General features: G+C 42.2%; 16 protein-coding genes. 10 read left to right on the top strand and 6 right to left on the bottom strand.

What is annotated here, in order from left to right; genetic code table 11:
- Positions 1 to 74: 74 nt before the first annotated feature.
- The 4 genes from rpe to OQX61_RS20275 all read left to right on the top strand — a co-directional run bounded on the left by rpe (position 75) and on the right by OQX61_RS20275 (position 4,324).
- A complete protein-coding gene (rpe, locus tag OQX61_RS20290; protein ID WP_265843636.1) occupies positions 75 to 746 on the top strand; it encodes a ribulose-phosphate 3-epimerase in 672 nt (223 codons plus the stop codon).
- Between the two features lie 249 nt (positions 747 to 995).
- The gene (gene serC / locus OQX61_RS20285; RefSeq protein ID WP_265843635.1) at positions 996 to 2,060 is read left to right on the top strand and encodes a 3-phosphoserine/phosphohydroxythreonine transaminase; all 1,065 of its coding nucleotides are present in this window, start codon (positions 996 to 998) and stop codon (positions 2,058 to 2,060) included.
- A 12-nt stretch (positions 2,061 to 2,072) separates the two neighbouring features.
- The gene (locus OQX61_RS20280; protein ID WP_265843634.1) at positions 2,073 to 3,023 is read left to right on the top strand and encodes a D-2-hydroxyacid dehydrogenase; all 951 of its coding nucleotides are present in this window, start codon (positions 2,073 to 2,075) and stop codon (positions 3,021 to 3,023) included.
- A 56-nt stretch (positions 3,024 to 3,079) separates the two neighbouring features.
- Positions 3,080 to 4,324, top strand: coding sequence for a DUF1015 domain-containing protein (locus OQX61_RS20275; RefSeq protein WP_265843633.1), 1,245 nt, complete (start codon positions 3,080 to 3,082; stop codon positions 4,322 to 4,324).
- Positions 4,325 to 4,330: 6 nt separating this feature from the next.
- On the opposite strand, the gene OQX61_RS20270 is transcribed toward OQX61_RS20275, so the two are convergent.
- The 3 genes from OQX61_RS20270 to OQX61_RS20260 are packed head-to-tail and all read right to left on the bottom strand — an operon-like array spanning position 4,331 to position 5,973.
- Complete coding sequence (locus OQX61_RS20270) at positions 4,331 to 4,882, bottom strand: hypothetical protein (RefSeq protein WP_265843632.1); 552 nt, start codon at positions 4,880 to 4,882, stop codon at positions 4,331 to 4,333.
- Positions 4,883 to 4,898: 16 nt separating this feature from the next.
- Entirely contained in the window at positions 4,899 to 5,183 is a 285-nt protein-coding gene (locus OQX61_RS20265; RefSeq protein ID WP_265843631.1) for an antibiotic biosynthesis monooxygenase family protein, read from the bottom strand.
- A 10-nt stretch (positions 5,184 to 5,193) separates the two neighbouring features.
- Positions 5,194 to 5,973 carry an SAM-dependent chlorinase/fluorinase gene (locus OQX61_RS20260; protein WP_265843630.1) on the bottom strand — a complete coding sequence of 260 codons (780 nt, stop codon included), beginning with the start codon at positions 5,971 to 5,973 and terminating at the stop codon, positions 5,194 to 5,196.
- 102 nt (positions 5,974 to 6,075) lie between these two features.
- Here OQX61_RS20260 and OQX61_RS20255 point away from each other — a divergent pair, with 102 nt between their 5' ends.
- The 6 genes from OQX61_RS20255 (at position 6,076) to OQX61_RS20230 (ending at position 12,879) form a co-directional block, all read left to right on the top strand.
- Complete coding sequence (locus OQX61_RS20255; protein WP_265843629.1) at positions 6,076 to 7,047, top strand: PhoH family protein; 972 nt, start codon at positions 6,076 to 6,078, stop codon at positions 7,045 to 7,047.
- A gap of 38 nt (positions 7,048 to 7,085) precedes the next feature.
- Entirely contained in the window at positions 7,086 to 8,039 is a 954-nt protein-coding gene (locus tag OQX61_RS20250; protein ID WP_265843628.1) for a phosphoribosylaminoimidazolesuccinocarboxamide synthase, read from the top strand.
- Positions 8,040 to 8,221: 182 nt separating this feature from the next.
- Positions 8,222 to 8,608 (top strand): STAS domain-containing protein, encoded by a 387-nt coding sequence (locus tag OQX61_RS20245; protein ID WP_265843627.1) that lies wholly within the window; start codon positions 8,222 to 8,224, stop codon positions 8,606 to 8,608.
- Positions 8,608 to 9,519, top strand: a complete 912-nt coding sequence (locus OQX61_RS20240; protein ID WP_265843626.1) for a ribonuclease Z — start codon at positions 8,608 to 8,610, stop codon at positions 9,517 to 9,519. Before OQX61_RS20245 ends, OQX61_RS20240 begins: the two co-directional genes overlap by 1 nt.
- A gap of 154 nt (positions 9,520 to 9,673) precedes the next feature.
- Positions 9,674 to 11,464, top strand: a complete 1,791-nt coding sequence (locus tag OQX61_RS20235) for a class I mannose-6-phosphate isomerase (RefSeq protein ID WP_265843625.1) — start codon at positions 9,674 to 9,676, stop codon at positions 11,462 to 11,464.
- Between the two features lie 38 nt (positions 11,465 to 11,502).
- A complete protein-coding gene (locus OQX61_RS20230) occupies positions 11,503 to 12,879 on the top strand; it encodes a sugar porter family MFS transporter (RefSeq protein WP_265843624.1) in 1,377 nt (458 codons plus the stop codon).
- Positions 12,880 to 13,022: 143 nt separating this feature from the next.
- Here OQX61_RS20230 and OQX61_RS20225 read toward each other — a convergent pair whose 3' ends face one another.
- The 3 genes from OQX61_RS20225 to OQX61_RS20215 are packed head-to-tail and all read right to left on the bottom strand — an operon-like array spanning position 13,023 to position 15,776.
- Complete coding sequence (locus tag OQX61_RS20225; protein ID WP_265843623.1) at positions 13,023 to 13,976, bottom strand: MlaD family protein; 954 nt, start codon at positions 13,974 to 13,976, stop codon at positions 13,023 to 13,025.
- Between the two features lie 14 nt (positions 13,977 to 13,990).
- On the bottom strand, positions 13,991 to 14,836 hold the full coding sequence (locus OQX61_RS20220; RefSeq protein WP_265843622.1) for an N-acetylmuramoyl-L-alanine amidase: 846 nt from the start codon (positions 14,834 to 14,836) through the stop codon (positions 13,991 to 13,993).
- Between the two features lie 34 nt (positions 14,837 to 14,870).
- Positions 14,871 to 15,776, bottom strand: coding sequence for an N-acetylmuramoyl-L-alanine amidase (locus tag OQX61_RS20215; RefSeq protein ID WP_265843621.1), 906 nt, complete (start codon positions 15,774 to 15,776; stop codon positions 14,871 to 14,873).
- Positions 15,777 to 15,782: the final 6 nt, after the last annotated feature.

The raw sequence follows: 15,782 nt of genomic DNA, 5'->3' as shown, positions 1-15,782 counted from the left end.
ACATTTAAAACCCCGCAAATTGCGGGGTTTTTTGGTTTAAAACGGTTATATTTACCTAACGATAAAACGATCCTATGAAACACATCATCGCCCCCTCTGTTCTTGCTGCTGATTTTGCAAACCTTCAACGTGATATTGAAATGGTCAATTCCAGCGAAGCAGATTGGTTTCATGTAGATGTGATGGATGGTGTTTTTGTGCCGAATATCTCTTTCGGTTTTCCCGTGATGGAAGCGATTAAGAAACATGCCACCAAACCATTGGATGTGCATTTGATGATCGTAAACCCTGATCAGTATATCGAACGCTTTGCAGCAGCAGGTGCTGCGGTGATCACCGTTCATTATGAAGCCTGTGTACACCTTCACCGTACCGTACAAGCGATTCATGCGGCAGGATGTAAAGCTGGTGTGGCTTTAAATCCACATACGCCTGTAGCCTTGCTCAAAGACATCCTTGCGGATTTAGACCTGGTATTGGTAATGTCCGTAAACCCTGGTTTCGGCGGACAACAATTCATTCCCAACACCTTCAGTAAACTGAGAGAGCTAAAAGCGATGGCCCTGAAGTTAAACCCTGAGCTGATCATCGAAGTAGATGGTGGGGTAGGGATCCATAACCTGGAAGATTTAATGGATGCAGGTGCAATGGCATTTGTTGCCGGTAATGCCATCTTTAGCGCTGAAGCGCCAATGGAAATGATTTCGGCCATGAAAAACCTGAATACAGGTACTTTAAAAATCTAAGTTTCTATCCTCCGGACAAGAGATTTTTTCCGATTCTCCCTTTATGTTTAAACCAGCCTTATAGGTTATTAAACGCTGTTTTACTATGCAGCGTAGTGGCAGGTATCTGTATTTTTTATTTCGATGATTTTCAGGCTAATTATTTAACTGGCAGTCGGATTCGGCCATAAATGTTCATTAAGTTCAGAAATTAGAATCATTAAATCATATAAAATATTACATTTACAACCAATAAAAATAAACATAAAAATGAGACATAATTTCGGCGCTGGACCCTGTATCCTACCACAGGAAGTTTTCAAGCAAGCATCACAAGCAGTACTTGATTTTAAAGACGGCTTGTCTATTCTGGAGATCTCACACCGCACACCTGAATTCGAAGGTGTTGTGGAAGAGGCCGGAAAGTTGGTTAAAGAATTGTTAAATGTTCCTGCCGGTTATTCCGTTCTCTTTTTACAAGGTGGTGCGAGTTTGCAATTTGCAATGGTTCCTATGAACTTATTGCCTGAAGGCCAAACAGCCAGTTACCTGGAGACAGGAGTATGGGCAAACAAAGCGATTAAAGAAGTCGCTAACTTTGGAACTGCAAATATTGTAGCTTCATCAAAATCATCAAACTATACCTTTATTCCTAAAGGATATAGCATCCCTGAAGATAGTGCTTATTTTCATTGTACCTCCAACAACACCATTTATGGTACGGAAATGTTCGAATTGCCGGAAACTAAAGTTCCTGTAGTTTGCGACATGTCTTCTGACATCATGAGCAGAGTGATCGACGTAGCTCAATACGACCTGATCTATGCTGGTGCACAGAAAAATATCGGCCCTGCCGGCTTAACTGTAGTGATCGTGAAAGACGAGATCTTAGGTAAATCAGGTAGAAAGATCCCTTCTATGTTAGACTATAAAGTGCATATCGATGGTGGTTCTATGTACAATACCCCTCCGGTATTCTCTATCTACGTTGCGATGTTAAACCTTCGCTGGTTGAAATCTAAAGGTGGTGTTGCAGAAATCGAAAAGGAAAACATTGCTAAAGCAAGAGCTTTATACGCGGAAATCGATAGAAATCCATTGTTTAAAGGTACTTGTGCAGTAGAAGATCGTTCAAGAATGAACGTTTGCTTCGTAATGGAAAATCCTGAACTGGAAAAACCATTCCTGAAATATGCAGAAGAAAATGGTATCGAAGGTATCAAAGGTCACAGAAGCGTAGGTGGTTTCAGAGCCTCTATGTACAATGCCCTGCCGATTACCAGCGTACATACTTTAATTGAATTAATGCAGATTTTTGCAGAGAAAAACCAGTAAAATATATATTTGATGATCAAGATACTTGCCAACGATGGGATTGATCCTATCGGTAAATCCTTATTGGAACAAGCGGGTTTTGTAGTAGATACAGAAACCGTAGCTCAGGATAAATTAGCTGAAGCTTTACAAAATTACGATGCAATTACGGTACGTAGTGCCACAAAAGTTCGTCAGGAACTGATAGACCAATGCCCTAACCTGAAACTGATCGGTAGAGGTGGTGTTGGTATGGATAATATTGATGTTGATTATGCAAGAAGTAAAGGTCTGGCGGTAATCAATACACCTGCTGCTTCTTCTTTATCAGTTGCAGAATTGGTATTCGCGCACTTGTTTACAGGTGTTCGTTTCCTACAGGAATCTAACAGAAAAATGCCTGTTGAAGGTGATACTAAATTCAATGCCCTTAAAAAAGCGTATGCTAAAGGTGTAGAATTGAGAGGTAAAACAATCGGTATCATCGGATTCGGTAGAATCGGAAGAGAAACAGCTACAGTAGCTTTAGGCTTAGGCATGAATGTACTGGCTTATGATCTTTTCCCTTTCGACGGAAACCTGACTTTGAACCTTCAGGGTGGTATCAAAGTTGACATTCCAGTGAAAACAGTATCTCTTGAAGAAGTGATCAGCAACAGTGATTTCATCAGTTTACATACTCCATTTGCAGACAAGCCTATCTTAGGTGCTGCGGAGTTTGAGCAAATGAAACCAGGTGTTGGTGTAGTGAACTGCTCAAGAGGCGGTACCATCGACGAGGCGGCCCTGATTGCTGCTTTAGACAGTGGTAAAGTTGCTTTCGCAGGTTTAGATGTGTTCGATAACGAACCTACACCAGCGGCTGCTATTCTTCAACATGCTAAGATTTCTTTAACGCCACATATCGGTGCGGCAACTAATGAAGCACAAGAGCGTATCGGTGTAGAATTAGCCAGCCTGATTATTGAGCATTTTAATAAATAGTATCAATAGCTTTTAATGAGGTGCCCTAAGTGTTGGGCACCTTATTTATTCCTCCTATGCCAAATATAAAGCCTTTTTGCGGATTAAAACCTGCATCACACCTGCAATCTAAGGTGGTAACCCGTCCATTGGAACACTATGGATCAGGGGAAGCCCGGTTGATCGCTTCCGAGAACAGTTGCAGCTTTCTGCACCTGATTAATCCCGAACTGGACAATCCTTACCTCAGAGGCACCAGACAAGAACTGATTTTCAAGAAAATTGCCGAGAACTTTGAAGGTTTTCTGGAACATCATTATCTGGAGCGAGAAGCCGTACCGGTGATTTATGTGTATCAGGTGTTGCATGATGGCCTGTGTCAGACCGGAATATGGACCTTGACGCACATCAATGATTACCTGGAAGGGCGTATCAAAAAGCACGAATCTACAGTAGAACGCAGGGAGAAGCTATTGGCGGATTACCTGCAACAAACCGGTCTGGATGCCAATCCGGTCCTGATTACTTACCATCCTGATCCTACGATAAACAGGCTGATTGATAAATACACCGCATTGGAACCCGCGCTTGATTTCGTTTTTGCGGACCATAGTGAACACCGGATCTGGGCAATCGCTGATCCTCAGGATTTACAGGAAATGGTGGCTGCTTTTGCTGCAATTCCTGCCGTATACATTGCCGATGGTCACCATCGCGCTGCTTCAATGGCTAAAATGGGATTGCAAAAACAAGCTTTAAACGGCGGTAAACATAACGGATCCGAACTCTATAACTATTTCACGACGGTTTACATGAATACCGAAGAGGTAAAGGTGCTGGAATTTAACAGGCTGGTCAGGGATTTAGGCGCGCTGACTGAAACTGATTTTATGGACGCTTTAAATCAGAATTTTGAGGTTGTTCCGGTGCAGGAAATAGTGAAGCCTGCTCATTTACATGAAATAGGGATGTATTTCAGCGGACAATGGTATGTGCTGAAACCTAAGTCGGGCATTTATGACGAGCATGATCCGGTAGGGGTATTGGATGTGAGTATTCTACAGAATTTCATTCTGGAGCCGGTTCTGGGCATTAAAGACCCGAGAACGGATGCGCGGATTACCTTTGAAGGAGGGCGGACAAAGCTGAGTGAATTGCAGGAGAAAGTGGATAATGGCTTGTTTGTAATTGCTTTTACTTTATTCCCGACTTCAGTTGAACAGGTGATTGCAGTGGCAGAAGCTGATGGCGTCATGCCACCGAAATCAACATGGGTAGAGCCGAAGTTTTTAGTCGGACTCTTAACGAATTATTTTAATTAAGTTATTTTAACTGAGCTTAATGTTTCCTTTTATTCCTTTAAGCAGGTCGTTAAACAAACCTTTTTTATAGCCGAACCAAACCATTCCAACAATCAGTAAACCTAAAAATCCAATGACCCAATAGTAAAAGCTTTTCCCGTTTTCTATCTTCCTGATTTCCGTTTTCAGGTTCTGATTCTGGTCCTGCAATTTCTTGATGGACAGCATGTAACTCTGGATTCTGCCGTTTGAGGTATTGGAAGTGATGATCACGTTTTTTACCTCCTGGTCTTTATAATCCATGAGTACTTTCAGCTCCTTGAAAACGTTATTGTCGTTCAGGACAATTTGTCGGAGTATTTCATTAGAATTCTTGATGTCTCTTTTGGTTTGAAAACCAAATATTCCCGTTCTGGCGTCCAGACTCTGGTCATATTGTCCGAATCTCGCGCTGCGCTCTGCCAGTAAGGCATTGATTTTCAATCGTTGCAACTGGTAAGCACTCGTATCAACCCGTATGGCTGCCGCATTTAAGCTGAAAAATCCAGCCAAAAGCAGCAGTAAGCAATTTTTAATCATTTGTGTGTGTTTCTTTCTATGGTATCAGCAAACTCCATGCCTCAGCTTTAGCTGCGAAATTGGGTTTTACTTTGGCCCAGGTTTCTCTGAATAGGGGAGAGCGCCTGTAATCTTCCAGATGGGCCTCATCCTGCCAGTGACTGATGGTAAAGAAGGTGTTGGCCTGTTGTGAGTCTTGCAGCAATTGAACGCTGCTACAGCCTTTAAACGCAGCGATTTGAGGTTGTACTGCTTTGAAATTCTCCTGGAATTCCGCTACAAAGTCCGCGTTAAACTGCATTTTTACCAGACGAGTAAGCATTTTTTATAGGTTAAGGATGAAATTCGACTCTGATGATGTCATTGAGGTGTAAGCCTAATAAACCGCTTGCTTTTCCTTTGTTAATCGCGATTTCCAGGTGGTTACTAATGCCAAAAAGACATAGCTTTTCACCTTCAGGAACTTCGTTATAATGCCAGCTGAGTTGGGTAATGGTCTCGCTTTTCCGGAAGTACAGGGTGAAGTCGCGGTTGCGCTGAATTTTGGTGAATAGTTCTTTCGTAATGTTGGTGATTACATTGGAGAACGTGTCGATATAAATGACACTTCCGCGGATGATATCACGCTCAATCACAGGGTTTAATAGCATGCGTTCCTCGATGTTGTCGGTAGGCATCCCAATGTCTTTTAACCTGCCACCTTTAGCCAGGTGAATGGCCGCTTTTACGAAGATATCTACCAATGGGAAATGGAGATATTTGAGGTCCTGCATGATGTTCAGTTCCACGATCTCTTCCGGCAGGTCTTCAAACAATAAAGAAAAAATCCCGTTGTCGGCACCAACAAAAAAGTGGTCCCTGTATTTTAACGCAATATATCGGGTGTTTTCACTAAAAACGGAGTCAATTCCGATTAAATGGACGGTGCCTTTAGGAAAATAAGGGTAAACATTTTTTAAAACGAATGCTGCATAAGAAATGTTGAAGGAAGGAACCTCATGTGTCACATCAACAATATTTGCTGTAGGCAAGATGCTCAGGATACTGCCTTTAAGGGCAGCCTGATAAAAATCTTTTGAACCTAAATCTGTTGTTAATGTAATTATGGCCATTAAAAATTGAATATTTATTCTTAATCTTGCGTAAGCGGCAATTCGCCTACAAATATTCAATTTTTATATCAAAATATACACCTCTTACTAAAAAACAATATTTTGAACGAACTTATTTTAACATTAGAATCGGTAGATCCGGTACAGTTTTGGGGAGCAAATAATGAGCACTATGAGCTGATTAAGAACGCTTTTCCCAAACTTAAATTGGTGGCAAGAGGGATTGAACTGAAAGTGTTTGGCGATGAAAAAGAACTTAAAGTTTTTGAGCAAAAGTATATTCTTTTGTTGACGAGACTGGAAGAGAACCTGGGTTTGAACACCATTGACGTGGAAAACATCCTTCATGCCAGCCTGAAAAAGGCTGTTCCTGAAAGTGGAACGGAAAAGCCTGCGGTAATTACCGGAGGTGGTGGTGAGGTTATCGTATTTGGAACGAATGGTTTGATGGTGAAAGCCAGAACCGCGAACCAGAGACGTATGGTAGACAGCATGGTGAAGAATGATGTTTTGTTCGCCATAGGCCCTGCAGGAACAGGAAAAACCTATACCGCAGTAGCATTGGCGGTGCGGGCATTGAAAAATAAAGAAATTAAAAGGATCATTTTAACCAGACCTGCGGTAGAAGCAGGGGAAAACCTGGGCTTCCTGCCCGGCGATCTGAAGGAAAAAGTAGATCCTTACCTTAGACCACTATATGATGCCCTGGATGATATGATTCCAGCGGAAAAATTAAAGCAATATATTGAGAATAGAACCATAGAAATTGCCCCTTTGGCATTTATGCGTGGCAGGACACTCGATAACTGTTTTGTGATTCTGGATGAGGCCCAGAACTCAACTGACCTTCAGTTGAAGATGTTCCTCACCCGGATGGGCCCTTCTGCTAAGTTTATTGTGACCGGCGATATCACCCAGATCGATTTGCCGAAAAAGCAAATGTCTGGCCTGTTTAACGCCCTGCGTATCTTAGACGATATTCCTGGTATTGAAATTGTTTACCTGACGGGGGAAGATGTAGTGCGGCACAAACTGGTAAAAAGAATTTTACAAGCCTACGGCGATATCCAATAATTAAGAACAAATAACACAACAGCTCTTTGGCAAATACCATGACAGCAATTAAAGAAACCAATTTCAGCTTTCCAAAGCAAAGCAATTTTTACAAGGGAAAAGTGCGCGACGTATACACCATCAACAACCAGTTTATGGCGATGGTGGTGACCGATAGAATATCTGCATTCGATGTAGTATTACCCGAAGCAGTGCCTTTTAAAGGGCAGGTACTCAATCAGATTGCCGCTAAATTTTTAAATGCGACCAAAGATATCGTACCAAACTGGGTAATCGATGTACCGGATGAAATGGTAACCATCGGCCGCATTTGTGAGCCTTTCAAAGTAGAAATGGTAGTCCGTGGATACCTTGCAGGTCATGCCTGGAGAGAGTATAGCGCCGGTAAACGTAGTGTTTGCGGGGTAGCTTTACCAGAAGGACTGAAAGAAAATGATAAATTACCTCAGGCCATCATTACGCCAACTACTAAAGCTGCTGTAGGTCATGATGAAGACATTTCAAGAGCAGATATCCTGGCAAAAGGGATTGTTTCTGTTGAAGATTATACACAGCTGGAAGCTTATACTTTAGCGCTTTATGCACGTGGTACAGAAATGGCAGCAGAACGCGGCCTGATTCTCGTAGATACAAAGTATGAATTTGGTAAAGTTGGCGATGAGATCTTTTTGATCGATGAAATCCATACGCCTGATTCTTCCCGTTATTTCTATGCGGAAGGTTATGCAGCACGTCAGGATGCCAATGAGCCTCAAAAACAATTGTCAAAAGAGTTTGTACGTAAATGGTTAATCGAGAACGGTTTCCAGGGTAAAGACGGACAAGAAGTTCCGGTGATGACTCCGGAGATTGTAAACTCTATTTCTGAGCGTTATATTGAGCTTTATGAGCAGATTACAGGTGATACTTTTGTGAAAAACGAAGCGTCGAATGTGATTCAACGTATTGAAGCTAACGTTACTAAATCTCTGAACCAGCTTTTAGGAAACTAATCCTTTCTGTGGTTTTATAGGTTATTTACAGCCGCCGGTTACAGGTTTTCCTGATATCGGCGGCTGTTTTTTGTGGTTCAAATCCCCTTACCTGGACTTTTATTAATGATTTATTAGCCCGATTGACGCTAATAACAGATAAAATTAATTACTTTAGCAATAGAAATAAACCAATCAATATCATGAAATTTTCAGTTGACAAGCACGAAAAATATGTGGTTCTTAAGCTTAGAGAGTCTAAGTTTACCAATGACAATACGCCAAAGTTAAAATCTGAGTTCATTTTATTGAACGCAGAAGGATATCACAACATCGTATTGGATTTATCCTCGGTAAAAGAGTGTAATGATTCTCAGGATTTAAGCAGCCTGTTAGTCGGAGATCGCCTGTGCAAAAATGCAAACGGATTGTTTATCGTTACCGGTATCAACCCTGTTGTAGCTAAAATATTAGAAATGTCTAACCTGGACCAGTCGCTGGTGATCGTATCTAAATTGGATGAGGCAACAGACCTGATCTTTATGGAAGAGATTGAGAAGGAATTATTGGGGAGTGTAGATAAAGGTTAATGAAGTTTGAGGTTACCATTTTGGGAAGCAGTTCCGCTACCCCAGTATACAATAGAAATCCAAGTGCACAGCTTTTAAACTGTAATGAGAAGTTTTACCTGATTGATTGCGGAGAAGGAACTCAGCAGCAATTGATTCGTTTTGGCTTCAAAGCGAGTAAAATAGACGTTGTATTCATCAGCCATTTGCATGGTGACCATTATTTCGGATTGATCGGCTTATTGTCGACCATGCACCTGAACGGAAGGATCAAACCCATCCGGATTTATGGGCCTCCAGCCTTAATGGAGATTCTGGAACTGCAGTTTAAGCATTCTGAAACCATTATCCGGTACCCGATAGAATTTATGGCCATCACCGCAGATCTACCTACTGTCATTTTCGAAAACTCAGACCTGATCGTGTCTACCATCATCCTCAACCATAGAATTCCTTGTACTGGTTTTACCTTTACAGAGAAGAAAAGGTTGCGTAAAGTAGTGATCGAAAAGCTGGAAGCAGAAAACGTTCCGTTAGAATACTATCCTTTGTTAAAAAGAGGGGTGGACCTGACTTTACCTGATGGTAGAATCCTGCTAAACCTGGACTATACCGTAGATTCTGACCGTCCGAGGAAATATGCCTATTGTTCCGATACCCTTTGCGATGGCAGCTATTTTGAAGAAATTAAAGATTGTGATACCTTGTATCATGAAGCTACTTTCTTGCATGAACTGTTGGAAAGAGCGAATCAAACCCACCATACTACGGCCTTACAAGCTGCTGAAGCGGCGATAACGACCGGCGCAGCGAAGTTGCTGATCGGACATTTCTCGTCCAGATACCAGACTTTAATGCCTTTACTGGAAGAAGCGGTACAGGTTTTTGAACATACGCAGCTCGCCACAGAAGGCAGTACTTTTTCTATCTAATTTCTGGTTAGCCAATCAATAATCCCCGGATGTACATTCGGGGTGTCATTTTAGTGCCTTGATTTTCAGGATTTTGTCTAATGTTTTTATTATATGAGGCAAGTATGTATGTACATACGAACATATATAATATATTTGTGTTTCATCAAGTATTATGGATACAGAAAATCTTAAGAAAGAAGCCAGAAAAACAGAACAGGAGCTTTTACCTTTAAACAAGCCCCTGGCTAAGACCAATCAGTATGATATTTATCCGACCAGAAAGATCAGTCAGGGCCATATTAGTCATGATCTGGCAGAATTGTTCTCCGGGCTTCCTGCAACAGGGAACCTGATCATTGATGGTTACGTAGGTGTAGATTGGGAAGCCTTTGTAGCGCATAGTAAAGTGTTGCTGGCTAAGACCTCGGTTGATTGGCATTGGATCAATGTAGCGGATGCTTTAAAGCCGGCAGCGGAAATTGAAGAGATGATCCATCCTTACCTTCATAGCGATGGCCAAAACTCTATCTTTGGCAAAGCCTTTAGCGGAGCAGTATCCGATTTCTTTGACGCAGAAAAGCTGGAGCAATTACAGCCCTCTGAAACAAGAAGCATCATTTATGGTACCGGTGCTGCCTTAGCAGGTTGGGAAGGAACATTGATTTACCTGGATATTCCTAAGAATGAGATTCAGTTTCGTTCCAGAGCAGGGCGCGTACTGAATGTAGGCGCCAATGAAACCGCAGATCCAAAAGCACAATACAAGCGGTTTTATTTTGTAGATTGGCCGGTATTGAACCGACATAAAGCAGCACTCCTTTCTCAGATAGATTATTTTATAGATGCTCAGCACGGACTGGTTTTTCCATGGACGACTGGTGATACTTTCAGGGCAGCACTGGCTGAATTAAGCGAACATCCTTTTCGTGCACGTCCATGGTTTGAACCCGGAATATGGGGTGGCAGCTGGATGATGGAACACATTCCTCATTTACCGAAAGGAGTTCCGAATTATGCCTGGTCTTTTGAATTGATCAGTCCGGAGAATGGTATTTTGATCGAAGATCAAGGCAGGATGCTGGAGTTTTCTTTTGATTGGCTGATGTTTGCGCATTCCTCAGCAGTGCTGGGAAAAGCCGCCGAAACATTTGGCACTTATTTCCCGATCCGCTTCGACTTCCTCGATACTTTCGATGGCGATCACCTGTCGATTCAATGCCATCCTTCTTTAAAATACGCACAGGAAAACTTCGGCGAGCAAATCACCCAGGATGAAACTTATTACATTCTGGATCAGAAAGAGCATGCTGGTGTTTACATTGGCTTCACCGCAGACAGTGATCCGGTATCATTTGAAAAAGATTTGAGAAGCAGCTATGAAAACGGAACTGCGCTGGATATTGAGCAGCATGTACAACTGATTCCTGCTAAAAAACATGATTTCTTCCTGATTCCTAATCGTACGGTACACAGTGCAGGGATTAATAACCTGGTATTGGAAATCAGCAGTACGCCTTATATATTCACCTTCAAGTTGTACGATTGGGTGAGGAAAGATTTAAACGGGATGCCAAGGCCGATCAACATCGACCATGGCATGAAGAATATTGATTTCTCCAGAAAAGGCGAAAAGGTGCAGCAGGAACTGATTTCTAAGCCGGTGTTGCTGGAACAAACTGCAACAGCTGAGCATTGGCATTTGCCTACCCATGAGGAGCATTTCTACGATGTAGAACGCTATGAATGGGAGGGTACAATAACTATTGAAACCAAACAACATTGCCATATTTTGATGCTGGTAGAAGGAAGCCAGGTGCAAATTACGGCCAATGGAGAAAGTAACATTTACAATTATGCGGAGACGATTGTTGTGCCTGCCGCAGTAAAAACATATACGATGACCTATCCGGGAGCCGGGAGAGGGAAAGTCGTAAAGGCATTCGTAAAAGACAACAGCCTGTAAGGAAGACCAAGTATAACCAATACCAAATATAAACGAGTATGAAGAACCACAAAACCTTTCTGCTACTCATCACCATGATCGCTGCCCTGGGGGGATTCCTCTTTGGCTTCGATATGGCGGTGGTGAGTGGAATTATTGAACCCCTGAAACTACAATTTAACCTATCCTCCGCACAGGAAGGGTGGTTTGTTTCCAGCGCCCTGCTGGGTTGTATTATTGGGGTCGCCTTTTCCGGCTACCTGAGCGACAAAATCGGACGCAAAAAGGTGCTTTTCATTGCTGCCTTCCTGTTTTTTGTCAGCGCGATAGGTTTTGCGGCAAGCAGCAGTTATGCCTTGCTGATCTTTTTCAGAATCCTTGCGGGAATAGGGGTAGGCGTAGCTTCCAATATTTCCCCGCTTTACATTTCTGAAATGTCGCCGGCGAAAAACAGGGGTCGCCTGGTTACTTATTATCAGCTGGCGCTGACTTTCGGTATTTTGCTGGCTTATGTTAGTAATTACCTCTTGCAGGGTCATGCCAGCTCCTCATTTTTTATGGCTAATCCTGATGTGATGCATTGGTTGTTCGTGTCAGAAGTATGGAGAGGCATGTTTCTGGTGGGGGTAATCCCAGCTTCCTTGTTCTTTGTACTGATCTTTTTTGTGCCGGAAAGCCCGAGGTGGTTGTTGCAGCACGGGAAGGTTGAGCAAGCTAAAGCCATTCTGATTCAGATCAACGGGGAGCGCGAAGGCGCGCTGGAACTGGCAGGAATGAATACGGCTAAGGTTCAGATGGAAGGCTCCTTTAAGGCCTTGTTTAGCGGGCCGGTAAAGAAAGTACTGATCCTGGTGATGGTGCTGACGGCACTGGCACAGTTTAGTGGTATCAATGGCGTGATTTTTTACGGTCCGACGATTTTGAAGTCTGCCGGGTTTGTAACCAACGACGCGCTTTTATACCAGATGGTACTGGGTGCGGCCAATGTGCTGTTCACCTTTATTGCGATCTGGAAGGTGGATACCTGGGGTCGCCGGCCCTTATACCTGACGGGTGCGATGGTGGCGGCGATTGCGCTGGCATTAACCGGTATCTGCTTTATGTTAGAGATTAAAGGCCTGGCATTGGTTTCCTGCATCATCGCCTTCCTGTTTGCTTTTGCCTTCTCTTTAGGGCCATTGAAGTTTGTGATTGCTACAGAGCTGTTTCCAACTGCAGTTCGCGGTCGCGCTTTGTCAATTTGTATCATGACCATGTGGATTGCAGATTGGTTTGTAAACCTGATGTTCCCATTGATGAGAGATGGCCTGGGGATTCCTGCCACCTTCTTTATTTTCGCTTTCTTCTGCCTGTTCACGTTTTGGTATGTGAAGCGGAATTTAAAGGAAACAAAGGGCCAGACATTGGAAGAAATTGAAAAGGGATTGATTCATTAGTCAATTCCCGGAGGATCACAGCTTGCTCATTCTTCCGGGATTCTGTTTTATGACCAGCGCTTAAAAGTAAACAGGATAAATCCTTGAAACATAAAAAAGCCTTTCAGAAGTTCTGAAAGGCTTTTTTATGTTTCAAGGTCAGCTTATTTTTCTTTTTTAGCACCACCACCGAAAACCGAGAAGTGTACATAACGCTTAGGGTTCTCTTTTAAGTCGATGACCAGCTTATCTAAATTGCTGGAAGCATTACTTAAGTTGTCATACATTTTTGTATCGTTAATCAATAATCCTAAAGTACCTTTTCCTTCATTGATTTTTCCTACAATACTTTGTAAGTCGGCCATAGATTTATTGGCGTTGTCAATGGTTTGTTTGAAGTTCGCAGCAGCCACCTGATCAGTCACCGTGTTGATGTTGTTCAGGATACCATTGATCTTTTCATTGTTGTTTTTAAGGTTATTAGAAATCGCTTCTACATTAGCCAGAATAGTGGAGATTCTCGAGCCTTCCGAGCCTACCAGATGGTCAACTTTTTTAGAAGTTTCTTCCAGTGAAGCCAGTGTAGCTGCAATGCTGTTAAAGCTTTTGTCTACGTTTTTCTGGAAGTTAGGGTTAAGAATTGAATTTACACTGGTTAAGATAGAGTCCATTTTCGCAATGATCATTTCTGCTTTCTTTTGAACTGGTTGTACCGTTTCCAGGATGCCTTTAGCCACATTCGCATTTAAAGTATCTCCGTCTTTAGCAAACACATTACCGGTTCCTAATGCCATCACAATGGCTTTACCACCCAGAAGGTCGACACTTTCAAGTCTGGCAATACTGTTACTTGGAATTTCGTATTTTCCTTTGATCTTTAAGGTAGCGATAATGGTTCCATCAGGTTGCAGGGTTAAGGCATCTACACGACCAATCTGGTAACCATTGATTAAAACAGGTTTAGAAACGCCCAGACCGTCTACATGAGAATATCTGGCATACAATACGGTTTCGCTGGAAAAGATGGCGTTGCCTTTTAAAAAGTTGTAGCCAATGATTAATAAGGCTATTGAAAAGGCTGCTAATATGCCTACTTTGGTTTCGTTTGCTATTTTCACGTATGTGTATTTACTTAATTTACTTCTGTTTGTTTTTTGTATTTCTTTACGGCATCAAATATGGCATTTACAATCTCCGCCTGTCCGCTGGCAGAGTTCATATAGTTTTCTTCTGCGGGATTGGAAATAAATCCAATTTCGGTTAGTACGGCCGGCATTCCTACTCTTTGTAAGATCAGGATCCCTTGCTCTTTTACCCCTCTGTTGCCTCTTTTATTTTCGTTTGTGTAGTTGTCCTGAATCAATCTGGCTAATTTTAGGCTCTTATCCCTAAATGTATTTTTAAACAAAGATAGTATAATAAATGTTTCAGGATCATTGGGATCATAGCCGTCATAATTTTGCTTGTAGTTTTTTTCCAGTTTGATATCGGCATTCTCTCTGATGGCAACGTCCTGTTCGTTAAGGCGATGCGTACCGGCAACGAAGGTTTCCGTACCACTGGTTCCTGTGTTTTTTACATACGCATATCTTGGAATTTTGCGGCCATTTTTGGCTTTGGTATAACCTGATACCACCCTGCGGTCGGGCATGGAATTACAGTGAATAGAAATAAAGATATCGGCTTTTGCGTCGTTGGCAATTTCGGCTCTTTTGTAAAAGTCGACATCCACATCTGTTTTTCTGGTATAAAGAATTTTAATGTCCGGAAGGTCCTCTTCAAATTTCTTACCCAGCTTTAGGGCGACCTGAAGGGCGACATTTTTTTCTACGGAGTAAGATCCTGCTGCACCGGGTTTACCACCGCCGTGCCCGGCATCTATGACTATGGTTTTAACTTTGTATCCCTGGGAAAAAGCAAACTCTGAACTGATAAATAATAAAACGGCAAATAAGAATACACTTCTTTTCAATCTCATCGGGCTTAACTCTTAATTTTTACTTGTAATCTAATTATCCTTCTATCCTATGTTGATAGCTCTGTATGGCCTTTAACAGGCACCTTGTAATCTCTATTTGTCCGGCTTCTGAGTTCATATAGTCCTCTTCGTCCGGGTTGCTGATAAATCCTATTTCTGTTAATATGGCGGGCATCCCTGCTCTTGCTAAAACGGCCAGACTTTTCTCCTGAACGCCACGGTTTACCCTGCCTACATTTACGTATTCATCCTGCACCAGTTTGGCCAGTTTCAGGCTTTGGGTGCGGAAGGTGTTCTTCATCAAAGATAGTATAATATAATTCTCTGCATTATTAGGGTCAAATCCCTCATAGTTCTCTTTGTAGTTTTCCTCTAAAAAGATGGCTGCATTTTCTCTTTTGATTACCTCATCCTGCTCATTGATTCTACCCATACCAGATACGAAAGTTTCTACGCCCCGGGTAGAAGTACTTTTCCTATACACGCTTTCCGTAATCGGGATTCTCCTGCCATTTTTTCCTTTACGGGAGCCGGTCACCACGCTGGAGCGGATCATCGGCATATCATTACAATGAATGGAGATGAAAAGATCTGCTTTTGCATTGTTGGCAATCGATATGCGCTCATAAAGTGGTACAAAAACGTCAGTCGAACGCGTGTAAATCACTTTTACGTCTTTCATATTGGCTTCAATTGCTGCGCCAAGACGTAAGGCCGTTTTTAAAGCAACATCTTTTTCAGTCGAATAAGCCCCTCTGGTAGAGCCATCTTTCCCCCCGTGACCAGCGTCTAATACGATGGTTTTTATTTTATATTCTTGTGCAAGTCCCTGATAACTAGTGGTAGTAGCTATTATCATGGAAATAAATACGATCAAAATTGCATTTGGTCTAAGCAATGGCATATTTTTCATTAATTTTGAACGTTTTGGATTAAACATCAATGC

The sequence above is a fragment of the Pedobacter sp. PLR genome (genome assembly GCF_026239675.1).
Lineage (GTDB): Bacteria > Bacteroidota > Bacteroidia > Sphingobacteriales > Sphingobacteriaceae > Pedobacter.
Note: the sequence above shows the minus strand (reverse complement) of the source record. Positions and strands in the feature narration are given on the sequence as shown.